Source organism: Streptococcus sp. 27098_8_134, assembly GCF_041431675.1.
GTDB lineage: Bacteria > Bacillota > Bacilli > Lactobacillales > Streptococcaceae > Streptococcus > Streptococcus sanguinis_R.
The window spans coordinates 282,061-294,106 of record NZ_JAPVYD010000002.1 but is presented as its reverse complement, the minus strand read 5'-3'; the positions used below and the strand labels follow the sequence as shown (position 1 = coordinate 294,106).

14 protein-coding genes are annotated in these 12,046 nt (G+C 42.3%); 5 read left to right on the top strand and 9 right to left on the bottom strand.

Annotation, left to right across the window (positions count from 1 at the left end; all coding sequences use genetic code 11):
- Window positions 1–27: 27 nt before the first annotated feature.
- Genes O3620_RS05960 through O3620_RS05950 form a run of 3 tightly spaced genes read right to left on the bottom strand, consistent with a single transcriptional unit; the run spans window position 28 to window position 3,141 of the window.
- Complete coding sequence (locus tag O3620_RS05960) at window positions 28–1,296, bottom strand: ABC transporter permease (protein ID WP_371601532.1); 1,269 nt, start codon at window positions 1,294–1,296, stop codon at window positions 28–30.
- On the bottom strand, window positions 1,296–1,994 hold the full coding sequence (locus O3620_RS05955; RefSeq protein WP_004186170.1) for an ABC transporter ATP-binding protein: 699 nt from the start codon (window positions 1,992–1,994) through the stop codon (window positions 1,296–1,298). The genes O3620_RS05960 and O3620_RS05955 overlap by 1 nt, the downstream gene beginning before the upstream one ends.
- Complete coding sequence (locus O3620_RS05950; protein ID WP_002920756.1) at window positions 1,978–3,141, bottom strand: efflux RND transporter periplasmic adaptor subunit; 1,164 nt, start codon at window positions 3,139–3,141, stop codon at window positions 1,978–1,980. The genes O3620_RS05955 and O3620_RS05950 overlap by 17 nt, the downstream gene beginning before the upstream one ends.
- A 209-nt stretch (window positions 3,142–3,350) precedes the next feature.
- On the opposite strand from O3620_RS05950, the gene gorA reads away from it, so the two are divergent.
- Window positions 3,351–4,700, top strand: a complete 1,350-nt coding sequence (gene gorA / locus O3620_RS05945) for a glutathione-disulfide reductase (protein ID WP_032911128.1) — start codon at window positions 3,351–3,353, stop codon at window positions 4,698–4,700.
- A 365-nt stretch (window positions 4,701–5,065) separates the two neighbouring features.
- Here the strand turns inward: gorA and O3620_RS05940 are convergent, their stop codons facing one another.
- Window positions 5,066–5,797 (bottom strand): cyclase family protein, encoded by a 732-nt coding sequence (locus O3620_RS05940; protein WP_049553300.1) that lies wholly within the window; start codon window positions 5,795–5,797, stop codon window positions 5,066–5,068.
- Between the two features lie 470 nt (window positions 5,798–6,267).
- On the opposite strand from O3620_RS05940, the gene O3620_RS05935 reads away from it, so the two are divergent.
- Both O3620_RS05935 and O3620_RS05930 read left to right on the top strand, forming a co-directional pair.
- On the top strand, window positions 6,268–6,813 hold the full coding sequence (locus O3620_RS05935; protein WP_125336803.1) for a biotin transporter BioY: 546 nt from the start codon (window positions 6,268–6,270) through the stop codon (window positions 6,811–6,813).
- A gap of 103 nt (window positions 6,814–6,916) precedes the next feature.
- On the top strand, window positions 6,917–7,462 hold the full coding sequence (locus O3620_RS05930) for a biotin transporter BioY (RefSeq protein WP_002913391.1): 546 nt from the start codon (window positions 6,917–6,919) through the stop codon (window positions 7,460–7,462).
- Window positions 7,463–7,486: 24 nt separating this feature from the next.
- Here the strand turns inward: O3620_RS05930 and O3620_RS05925 are convergent, their stop codons facing one another.
- Entirely contained in the window at window positions 7,487–7,699 is a 213-nt protein-coding gene (locus O3620_RS05925; protein ID WP_002897227.1) for a YdbC family protein, read from the bottom strand.
- Between the two features lie 90 nt (window positions 7,700–7,789).
- On the opposite strand from O3620_RS05925, the gene O3620_RS05920 reads away from it, so the two are divergent.
- Window positions 7,790–8,146, top strand: a complete 357-nt coding sequence (locus O3620_RS05920; protein WP_002899965.1) for a hypothetical protein — start codon at window positions 7,790–7,792, stop codon at window positions 8,144–8,146.
- Between the two features lie 26 nt (window positions 8,147–8,172).
- On the opposite strand, the gene O3620_RS05915 is transcribed toward O3620_RS05920, so the two are convergent.
- From O3620_RS05915 to O3620_RS05905, 3 genes are all read right to left on the bottom strand, one after another.
- Entirely contained in the window at window positions 8,173–8,496 is a 324-nt protein-coding gene (locus tag O3620_RS05915) for a CHY zinc finger protein (protein ID WP_185756462.1), read from the bottom strand.
- 72 nt (window positions 8,497–8,568) lie between these two features.
- Entirely contained in the window at window positions 8,569–9,855 is a 1,287-nt protein-coding gene (locus O3620_RS05910; RefSeq protein ID WP_125336792.1) for a U32 family peptidase, read from the bottom strand.
- Between the two features lie 226 nt (window positions 9,856–10,081).
- On the bottom strand, window positions 10,082–11,011 hold the full coding sequence (locus tag O3620_RS05905; RefSeq protein WP_371601531.1) for a peptidase U32 family protein: 930 nt from the start codon (window positions 11,009–11,011) through the stop codon (window positions 10,082–10,084).
- Window positions 11,012–11,141: 130 nt separating this feature from the next.
- Here O3620_RS05905 and O3620_RS05900 point away from each other — a divergent pair, with 130 nt between their 5' ends.
- Window positions 11,142–11,444 (top strand): DUF3270 family protein, encoded by a 303-nt coding sequence (locus O3620_RS05900; RefSeq protein WP_009659279.1) that lies wholly within the window; start codon window positions 11,142–11,144, stop codon window positions 11,442–11,444.
- A gap of 121 nt (window positions 11,445–11,565) precedes the next feature.
- Here O3620_RS05900 and O3620_RS05895 read toward each other — a convergent pair whose 3' ends face one another.
- Window positions 11,566–12,045: a YtxH domain-containing protein gene (locus tag O3620_RS05895; RefSeq protein WP_002909316.1), complete on the bottom strand. Its 480-nt coding sequence runs from the start codon at window positions 12,043–12,045 to the stop codon at window positions 11,566–11,568.
- Between the last annotated feature and the right edge of the window lies 1 nt (window position 12,046).

Sequence of the window (12,046 nt, the reverse complement as noted above, 5' to 3'; positions counted from 1 at the left end):
GTCTGGGAAACCAGACTTTTTGTTGTATTATTCATACCTCAATGCTTCAATTGGATCTAGTTTAGAGGCCTTGTTGGCCGGCAGGATACCGAAGAGAACACCGATGGTTGCTGAGAAGAGAAGGCTAATGATGCTGACTGTGAGTGATACCGTCACTGGAGTTCCTTCCAGCATTTGACTCATGGCCGAGCCTAGTACAGACGCAAGTCCTGCAGCTAGAACCAGTCCAATCAAACCACCAATCAGTGTCAAAATCATAGACTCAATCAGAAATTGCATCAGTATGTTGCCACGTGTTGCTCCCAGAGCTTTTCGTAGACCGATTTCACGAGTCCGCTCAGTGACCGATACCAACATGATATTCATAACGCCGATACCACCAACAAAAAGTGAGATCCCGGCGATAGCACCGATAACTCCTGTCATGGCACCATAAATATTTTGCACTTCCTGATAAAGGGCACTATCATCTGTCACTTGATATTCCCCCTGTTGGAGACCAGCAATTTCTGTTAATTTCTTGGCAACCTTAGGACCAAGTTCTGGAACCAAGCTGGTATCATTCACTCGAAGAACAATCTCTGAAATCTCATCTACTCCAAAGTTGGCAGCTATGAGAGTATTCGTCGTAATGGCATTGCCACCATAGACCTGCATGGAGCCAGATGCAGCAGCAGTTTCAGGATCTCTATAAACCCCAATCACCCGATAGTTACTGGCACCCACTGTCACAATTTTATTGATTGCTTCTTCAGCGGAAGAAAAGAGAGTCGCAGCCAGATCTTCGTCCAGCAGCACAACACTTGCAAAGCCTTGATAGTCTTGCTGCCTCAAAGCACGACCAGCAATGATTTTGTATTTTTTTACCTGAATATAGGTCATGTTTGCACCGACAAAGTTGACGCGCTCAGCCTGCTTATTTTCGTAGCTAAAGGTTTCCATAGCTGAGTTGGTCACATAGTAGCCGTCCACTCCCTTGATATGGGTCAATTCCTTAACCCAGGCTTCCTGGGCCTTGGGTGGTTCCACCACTTCCTCGCTTTCATCTTCCACATTTACTGAATAAAGATCAGCCGTTTGTGTGTAGGAGCCGTCCTTGCTCTTTTTAGGAGAAAAAACGAGACGCATGTTTTTCTGACTTTTGGTAAAACTCTCATTAACTCGCCGGGTAATAGAATCTCCTAAGGCCATGATAACCACAACCGAAGCCACTCCGATAATAATCCCAATCATGGTCAGGAAAGACCGCATCTTGTGTCCAAGAATGGAGCTAATGGCAAATTTCCAGTTTTGCATTAGACTAGTCCTCCTTCCTTAGAGCTATCAGATGAGATGACACCGTCACGAATGACAATCTGCCGTTTGGCATAGGCAGCAATCTCAGGCTCGTGGGTTACCATGATAATGGTTTTCCCTTCTCGATTGAGCTCAGTCAAGAGCTCCATAATTTGCTCACCAGTCTTGGTATCCAAGGCTCCTGTTGGTTCGTCAGCCAGAATCAAAGAGGGATTATTGACCAAAGCACGCGCAATGGCTACCCGCTGCTTCTGTCCTCCGGAAAGCTCTGAAGGCAGGTGATGCATCCGCGTGTCCAGCTCCACCTTGGTCAGAAACTGCTCGGCCAAGGACTTACGTTTAGATAGACCGACACCTGCATAGATTAAGGGCAGTTCCACATTTTGCAAGGCATTGAGCTTAGATAGGAGAAAGAACTGCTGAAAGACAAAGCCGATTTGCTTATTTCGAACCTTGGCCAGCTTCTTATCACCTAGCTTAGCTACTTCTTCGCTTCCCAGATGGTATTCACCAGTGGTCGGACGATCCAGCATCCCAATGATATTCATCAGTGTAGACTTACCAGATCCAGACGGTCCCATGATGGCAACAAACTCGCCCTCTTCAACTTCCAGACTGATGTCTTTTAATACCTGCAGTTCCTGGTCTCCATTGCGATAGCTCTTATTAATATTTTTTAACTCAATTAGCTTCTTCATAAGATTTCACCTCTTGACCGTCTTTCAAGCTATCTGTCGGATTGATGATAACTTTACTATCCTTTGTCAAACCAGATGAGATTTCTTGATTTTCAGCATCAGCATTTCCGAGCGTCACTTCTGTTTTCTTGGCAACTCCTTTTTCCAGAACCCAAACATAGTTCTTGTCTCCATCCATTACCACACTGCTGACTGGCACAATGAGTCCCTGAGTATTGTTTTTAACTTCAATGTTGACAGAGAAACCTTGCTTGAGTTCACCAATCTCGCTGGTAATGTCAATTGTAAATGGATATTTGGAACCTGAAGCTGTTCCGCTGCCACCTGTTCCAGATGGTTGAGCTGCTGCCTGCTGGCCGTCTTTCGGATAGTTGGAAATGTAGCTGATTTTACCAGTCCATTTCTTGTCTGGGTAAACTTTTGATGTAATGGTCACTTCTTGACCGACAGACAAGTTAGCCAGGTTGTATTCGGATAATTCACCCTTAATCTGCAGATTCCCATTGCTGACGATGTGAACCAAGGTTTGAGTGGCACCCGTTGTTGATTTTGAAACATCACGGTTGACTTCTACGACCGTACCATCTGCAGTGCTTGTCACTGTCAAGGCATTGAGAGTAGCTTGTGCTTTGTTCATATTATCCACTGCATCAGCTCGAGCATCGCGCAGGTCAGCTGCCTGAGACTCTACAGAACGCTGAGCCTGAGCTTCAGACGCCCCATCTGCTTCTTCGTCGCCAGTCGTATTTACAGTCACACCATTGGTTTGCAAGTCATGCAATTGACGATCAGCTTTGCTAACCGCCCGAGCAGCCGCATCATAAGCTGCCTGAGCCTCTGCACTTTTATAAGTTACCAACGCTTGACCGGCAGTCACTTGGTCACCAACATTGACCAGTACATTTTCCAAGTCACCTTTGGTGCTGTCATAGTAGATGTACTGCTCGTTGCTGGCTGTGACATTTCCTGTCAATAAGACTGAAGAAGCCACTGAGCCTTCCTTGGCCTTCTGAACCAGCGGAGTCGTATCGACCGGTGCCTCAGAAGGATTCCCTCCATTTAGAAACATGAAGAGAATTGCTCCTGCAACAACTGCAATCGTAGCTCCAATAATGCTAAATAATTGCCATTTCTTTAACTTTTTCATCTCTTTTCCTCCTCTTGATGAAAACGATTTTCTTTTGTTATATTATATCACAAGGCTATCATAATTCTTCTAAAAAAATTTACAGTTTCTCACAAATGGTTGCTATTTTATCTCAGATAGTCACTCCACTTAAATCCGTAGCAGATTTTTGCATTCACCTGCTAAAAAAGGTACAATTACCTCATATAATAGAAGGAGATTCTAAAAAGATGAAAGAATTTGATATGATTGCTATTGGCGGTGGCAGCGGGGGAATTGCTACCATGAATCGGGCCGGCGAATACGGTGCCAAGGTTGCCGTTATTGAAGAAAAGAAACTGGGTGGCACCTGTGTCAATGTCGGCTGTGTCCCAAAGAAGATTATGTGGTACGGAGCTCAAATCGCTGAAGCTATCCAGCATTATGGACCGGACTACGGCTTTACTTCTGACAATCAAACTTTTGATTTTGCTACCCTTCGGAAAAATCGTGAAGCTTATATTGACAGAGCACGTTCGTCTTACGATGGTAGCTTCAAGCGGAATGGGGTTGAGCTGATCGAAGGCCGTGCCCGCTTTGTAGATGCAAACACTGTCCAAGTCAACGGTGAACTTATTCGTGCCAAGCACATTGTCATTGCGACCGGTGCTCATGCAGCTATCCCCAAGATCCCTGGCGCAGGCTACGGAGAAAATTCTGATGATGTCTTTGCTTGGGAAGAATTACCTGAATCTGTGGCCATTGTCGGAGCAGGCTATATAGCAGTTGAGCTAGCCGGCGTGCTCCATGCTCTGGGAGTTAAAACAGACCTTTTTGTCCGTAAGGATCGACCACTACGCAACTTTGACAGCTATCTGATTGACGGTTTGCTCCAAGAAATGGAAAAGTCTGGACTCCAGCTTCATACTCATAAGATTCCACAAAAGCTGGAAAAACTGCCTGATGGTCAGCTCAAGCTCTACTTTGAAGATGGCAGCAGTCACACAGCCCAGCATGTTATCTGGGCAATCGGTCGTAAGCCAAACGTTCAAGACCTCAATCTGGAAGCAGCTGGCGTCACTCTCAATGAACGTGGCTTTATCGCTGTAGATGAGTACCAAAACACTGTGGTTCCTGGCATCTATGCTCTCGGCGATGTAACAGGCGAAAAAGAATTAACTCCTGTTGCTATCAAGGCTGGACGAACTCTGTCTGAGCGTCTTTTCAATGGTAAAACAAATGCTAAAATGGACTACTCAACTATTCCAACTGTCGTCTTCTCCCATCCCGCTATTGGGACAGTCGGCCTAACTGAGGTAGAGGCTATCAAGACTTACGGAGCTGAAAATATTCACGTTTACACATCTAGCTTCACATCCATGTATTCAGCTGTCACCCAGCACCGCCAACAGGCCAAGTTCAAGCTCATCACTGCCGGTGAGGATGAAAAGGTCGTTGGCCTTCACGGTATTGGCTACGGAGTAGACGAGATGATTCAAGGTTTCGCAGTTGCTATCAAAATGGGTGCTACTAAAGCTGACTTTGATGCTACAGTTGCTATTCACCCGACTGGCTCCGAAGAATTCGTGACCATGCGATAAAAAATTCAAAATCAGAAGAGGTTTGGTATTCCAGCCTCTTTTTGATTTCTGCTACCATTTTATAATAAAGATGATGACCGTTCCATAACCTAATCTTTCATTTTACTGACAATTCTTACATTTTTGTAAGATTGTAAATTTTAGCTATTTCAGGTTCATTTGATATCCCTTTGAAATATCCACTTAATGAAAGAAAGTCAGATTTTTTCAGACCATAAACTTCTACATCACTATTTTAAAAGATAATTATCAAATATCCATCAAGAAATATTAAAGAATTTCTAAAGATTATGAAAAACATGCTTTACTTGCTAATTTTTATAGACGATAAGGAGCCTGAAATGAAATCTCAGACTCCTTTTTCTTTATGGTAAAATAGCTATAGCCCTCACTGGTGAACCGCTGGCTTGATGCCAGTTGGGAAAGCTAATAGAAATGAGAGCACCCTTAGCCGGCAGCTGATCCAGATTGGTCATAACTTCTAGCTGATAAATATCCTGCTCCAAAAGATAGTATTCATTGAGCAGCCCATGCTCCGCTGTAGGAATACCCGCATCTGTATCAAAAGTTTCGTGACCTACCGCCTTGACACCACGCTCATGGATGAGGAACTCTAGAGCATCTCGTCCCCACCCGGGAGTATGCTGAATCTCCTGATCATCCAGATTGCGCATAGCTGATTGACTCGGCCAACGCTTGGACCAGTCTGATCGAAAGGCAACAAATGTTCCTGGCTCAATCTGCCCGTGCTCCGCTTCAAAATCTAAAATATCCTGCTTGCCCAGAATAAAGTCTGGATTCTCTGCTACTTCTTTAGACTTATCAATAACCACCAAGGGCAGGAAAAGATCTTTTAGCTCAATCTCTTCCAACCAGCGACCACCCTCCACAAAGTGAATCGGAGCATCAATATGAGTCCCGTACTGGCCAACTACAGAAAACTGCTGAACATGAAAACCGTCTTTCAAAGTGAAAATGTCCTTCTTCTCCAAGGCAGGTAGAGCTGGAAAATGCGGACTATCTTCCTTGATCTGATGGGACAAGTTAACCCATTTTTTCTCCTGTAGTTCCTGATAAATTTTTAATAAATCTGTCATAGCCTTCTCCAATCTAGTCAGTCTTGCTTTAGGAAGATGTTGATTACGCACCCACACCTCTAGCAAAAACTCTTATTTACTTTTGCATTATTATATCAATCAAAGTGTACTGCTGCAATTCTTTATAGCACTTTTAGATAATTCTTTTTTATTGATAAGAATATAGTTTGAAGCTATAGCTAATTTTTCTAATGAAGCCTATTCAAACATTGAAAATTTTGATATGATAGTACAAAGCAATCCAGAAATGAGGAAAACTGATGAGTAAAACAAAAAAACTTCTTGCGGCCTTGGGCATCCTTTTCTTTAATATTTTTGGTCTTATCGCCTTCATCGTCTTGCTCATCAGAAGCAAGAAACGAAAATAAGAATCTGTCTGTATAATTGTCTCGTCCGATTAAGAAGGACTTGACTTTTTTTATTTAGCCTTTAAAATAGTTACCATAAAATTAAAAAGAGGTTTACTATTTATGAACAAGAACAAAGCTTTTCTTCTTGCCCTCCCAGCTATCGAAGCAGCTTTTCTAGCTGTCCTGTCCCAATTTACTATTTCCATCGGCCCCATTCCCATCACGCTGCAGACTTTTGTTATCGGTCTGATTGCGACGATTTTCAAACCTCGCGAAGCGGTTTTGTCAGTCATTATTTATCTATTGCTGGGAGCTATTGGTCTGCCGGTCTTTGCTGGAGGAAGCGGTGGTTTTCAGGCTCTCTTTGGTCCAAGCGCCGGTTATCTCTGGTTCTTCTTACCCTTTGCGCTTGTGACATCCAGTCTGACTCATAAGGACAGTCCTTTCTATATGATTTTTATAGCTAATGTATTGGGTGCCGCTCTCGTCTTTGTCGGTGGTATCTTAGGGCTGCAGTTCTTTGGAGGACTTGATTTCTCTAAGTCAGTAGAGGTTGGCCTAACTCCTTTTATCCTGCCTGGATTGATAAAAATTATTGCCATCACCATTATCAGCATCCCTATTTTTAAGAGTCTGAAGTTTCATCCCTACTTTTCAGAGAAATAAGAATCTGTCTGTATATTTGCCTCGTCCGATTAAGAAGGACTTGACTTTTTTTTATTTAGCTTTTAAAATAGTTACCATAAAATTAAAAAGAGGTTTACTATTTATGAACAAGAACAAAGCATTTCTTCTTGCCCTCCCAGCTATCGGAGCTGCCTTCCTAGCTGTCCTATCCCAATTAACTATTTCCATTGGCCCCGTTCCCATCACGCTGCAGACTTTTGCTGTCGGTTTGATTGCAACGATTTTCAAACCTCGCGAAGCTGTTTTGTCAGTCTTTATTTATCTGCTACTAGGAGCTATTGGTCTGCCAGTCTTTGCTGGAGGAAGCGGTGGTTTCCAGGCTCTCTTGGGCCCTAGCGCCGGCTATCTCTGGTTCTACTTACTCTTTGCCTTTGTGACATCCAGTCTGACCCATAAGGACAGTCCTTTCTATATGGTTTTTATAGCCAATGTATTGGGTGATGCTCTCGTCTTTGTCGGTGGTATCCTAGGACTCCATTTCTTGGGAGGATTTGATTTCTCTAAGTCAGTCGCGGTTGGTCTTACTCCTTTTATCCTGCCAGACTTGCTAAAAATGGTTGTCATCACCATCATCAGCATTCCTATTTTTAAGAGTCTGAAATTCCATCCCTACTTTTCAGAGAAATAGAAAAAACTGATAGAGCTTTCTCTATCAGTTTTTAAATGCATCCACGAGAACTTGGAATTCTTCATTAGATAGTGTAATTCCCTTGCCCATTTTGCTGTGGTCTGGACTCCAAGTCCGAATATCATACTTAGCTGGTGCTCCGTTAAAGCTAACGCGGTTGAGCTCCTTGGTCCAGCCCTTGTCATTTTCAGACAGGACCAGAAGTTTTTCTTCGATTTCGAATGTAAATTCTGCCATATTTCACCTCTTGTTTTATTTTCCAACTAATAATTCGTAAAAGAATTTACAATTTAGGGAATTTTGTTATATAATATATTGTAACAAGTTATGGAGATTTTAGCTATGAAAAAATATCTCGAAATGATTTTACAAAGAGCCAACGAATTTATCAGTGGCAAAAAGAATGAACAAGGACCAGAGGACAGCGGCCGCATCCTGCGTACCATCGAGCTAGCTCTGCGAAAACAATCTGGTGTCCACGTTATCTTTCTGGATAAAAGCTTCACTGGCGATATTGTTAAATACGATCGCGAGCGCCTGCAGCTGATTATCAAGAATTTCAAGAAAAGTATGACCACTATTATCCGCGTGCAGGACATAAAGCGAATCAGTCTCGTACCCAATAATATCCGTGAAGCCCAAAAGAAGGACATTCGCATCACCAATCGTCGTTTCAAAAGATAGCTCTTCCATCCAGCTGGATGGAAGAGTTATTTATTTGTCTGAAAATAAATTGATCGATGCTTCTTGCATCCAGGATTAAAAGGATGAGCGCAGAAAGGGCAGGTATCCTCACAGCCAAGGTACTGAGAAATAGTCAGCTCAGTCCTGCAATGGCCGCAAAGGACTACTCGATCTTCTGACCGACTCACAGGATAGGCCAGAAAAGCATGATCTTCGTAGCGGTCATGGCAGAGAAAGCAAGGATAGTATTTCTGACAAGCAAAGCACTTAAGAGCTATGATATCTCTCTCACTGTAATAATGCTGGCATCGAGTCTCCTCATCAAGAATATCTCCGTAAACCTGAATCATGCTATTTCCTCTCTGAAAACCTGTATTCATAAAGATGGCTTTTAGATTAAAAAGCCACCTATGAATATAAGATTAAGCTCGGACTGTCACGCTAGTGCCATCCTCCTTGTATAGATTAATCAAGCCTTCCTTGCGAGCCCGCACCATATCACCTGCCTCTACGGGCTGATCCAAGTGAATAGTCAGAAGCTCCATCGGATTAGGAGCCCGATCAATTCTATTCCCTTCAGCATCACGAAGATCTGTGACAAAGGTTTCAAAATGACGGAAGCCCGGTCCGTAAAATTCAACCTGATCGCCTTCATGGATAACATTGCGCTGACGGATAGTCGCTGTCTGACTGTCTGAGTCATAGGATACTACTTCTGCTACAAATTTGTATTCTGGAATCTTGCGTCGCGCTCCGAACAGCTGCTCATTCTCAGTTGGAGTATGATAGTAGAATCCTGTGGCCAATTCGCGTTGAGCAACCTTCCACATCTCATCAACCAAGTCCTGCTTGATAGCTTCAAACTTTTCAGGACTTTCTAGATAAGCATTTACAGCTGCTTTATAGCAGTTAGTCACCGTAGAAACGTAATGAATAGACTTCATCCGTCCCTCAATCTTCAAGCTATCCACTCCATTTTCAATCATGTCTGGTATGCGGTCAATCATGGACATATCAACTGCGGACATAGAAAATTCTTCTGGAACTTCACCCTTCAAGCTCTTACGTTCTTGTCCAAAAGGCATGTCGTAGAGGTCGTATTTCCAACGGCAGGATTGCGAGCAGCCTCCACGATTGGCATCGCGCATACTCATATGGTTGGATAATGTACAGCGTCCAGAGTAGGAAATACACATCGCTCCATGAACAAAGGCTTCTATTTCAACGTCAGTCCGTCGGCGAATTTCAGCCAGCTCAGCCATAGAAACTTCGCGAGCTAGGACAACTCGAGTCAGACCTAGATTTTTCCAGAATTCCAGCGTTTCATAGTTGGTCGCACTGGCCTGAGTCGATAGGTGGATTTCTAGACCAGGTGCTTCTGATGCTGCGATAGCAATCAAAGCTGGATCTGAAACAATGACAGCCGCAATCCCGATGTCTCGCAAACGGCGGAACCACTCACCAGCCCCCTCTTCATTGCCCTCGTGCATGACCATATTGGCCGCGACATAGACCTTGGCACCATAACTAGCCGCAAACTGAACCCCTTCTTCCATCTGTTCAAAGGTAAAGTTCCCAGCCCGGCTGCGCAGACCATAGGCTTGACCGCCAATAAAAACAGCATCTGCTCCATATCGAACAGCTACTTTTAGTTTTTCCAAAGTACCAGCAGGTGATAACACCTCTGGTCGTTTCAACTTTCTTGCCATCATTTTCTCCTATTTGCAATATAAAAGTGTTGATGTCTAATCCTTATTATTTTATAGTAATTTACACCTAAAAGCAAGGTTCTTTGAATTATTTTCACAATTTTAATTTTTAGATTATTCGAATTAATTCAAAAAAATATTTTAAAACATCTATTTTTTAGTTCTACTTTATCAATGTTTTTTTGTTCTCAAAAAAGAACTCCTAAAAAGAGTTCTCGTTTCTATATTATTTTACCATATCGGGATCATAGTCATAAAATCCTGTATCGAGAAAACGATTTTTCGGATGCAGTTTGTGAATCGCCTCATCCAGCACAAAGGCTTGATCTAAGCTAAACTTGCCTGCTTCAATCAAATCTTTCGCCTCTACAAAAATCTTAGCAATCTCGACAAAGTTGTGACCTGGTGTGTAGAGACCTTCCAACTTCCAGTTGCAGAAGCCATGGTCAACCAATTCTATCAGCTTGGTCATCAAATCCAAGTCATTATTGGCAAAAATATGAGTACCATGATTGTCCTCAAAAATTGAATAATGACTCTGCGGATCGCTTGGTTCTGCCAGAAATAGATCCCGTTCTCTCGTCTTCTCATCATCGATATGAGTAAAATTATAGTAATTCTGCAAAAGAGGACGCTTGGAGTGATGGATGACACTAGCCCCATAGACCAAGACTTCAGCAGGAATTTCCAGAATTTCTGGCATCTTAAAAAGCTCAGCAGAAGGAATCTCACGCGCTAGGACAGCTTCTGAAACTCCTGCGTTCTTAGCCCAAAAGTTAATCTGACGGCTACTGGTAACCATGGTCGAGGCATCGTAAATGGTTTTTAATTTATAACCGTCGCGCTGCAGCACATAGAAAACACCAGCATCCCCAACGGTAATATAATCTGCCCCAATCTCCTGCAAAAAATCAAGGTAGGGCTTGATATTATCCATCATTTCCTGATGCATGAGCGCGTTCACTGCAACGGTCAACTCTTTTCCTGCTTGGTGAACCAAGTCAGAAATTCGAGTTAATTCGTCTAAACTAAAATTATGAGGCAACCGAAGGCCATAATTTTTCTCACCGACATAAATTCGATCGACATTCGCCTCCAAAAGTTCCTCAACTTGCTCTATACTTTCAGCTGTTGCTGTAATAATTATCTTTTTCATAAAACCATTATAGCAAAAAAATATAAAGGAGTGGTTTTTCATTCGAATTTATTCGTTTTGTAACTCTTTTGTAATATTTAAAACTGCAAAAAAATGGTAGAATTAGAGGGTACTGTAAGGAGAGAGAATTATGCACGTAAGAAAATACCAACAATATGATGACCCAACTGACTACTACTACCAAGAAATTGAATCTGAACAAACACCACTCTATCAAGAGTACTTACCTGAAGCAGAAACATCACCAAGATTAAGTGAACTCTTTTTCTTCTTAAATATTGCTGTTTTCTGTGTCTTGACAGTTTTGTTTAGCTTTGTATTTTTGAGTTTAAAAATGAATACATTTATGTCCTTCACTTTGGCCATTGCTTCCAGCCTGATTAGCATTCAATCTTATCGCCTGTTCGCAAAGAAACGCCAAACTAACAAATAAACCAACCTTGTGATTCTACGATTTTAAAATATAAGAAAAACCGACGACGCTTTAAGTCCTCGGTTCTTTTTTTCATTCTTGTAAACAAAGAAGACTAGCAATTTTGCTAGTCTTCTTTGTTTTATTTTTCTTCTTGACTGTCTATTTCAACAGCCTTTTCTTCTTGTCCTTCTGTCGCTTCTGCTCCGAAGTCAATGATGATTTCTTCTGAAGGTTCTTCTCCCTCTTCGAAGATCACAGGTTCTTCCTCAGCTAAGCTGCTTTCTTCTTTATCAAATTTTTCTTTGATTTCGTTAAACTTATCTTGTGAGTAGTCAACGACAGATTTTGTCGTTTCTTTGACAGATTCGATGACTGTTTCAGTTGTAATCTCGCCTTTCTCAACCTTTTCTTTGGTTTGTTGAATTGCGCTAACAGCTTGATTTGAAAAGTCTTTAGCAGACTGAACGACAGCTTCATGGATATCATCAGGATTTTCTTGATATTCCTTTACAAAGTCCCGAACCTTATCTGTCGTTTCCTTTCCTTTCTTACTGGTCAGGAAATAGGCAGCAGCTGCACCAGTGACAGCTCCCAATAACAGTGATGAAAATTTTCCCATA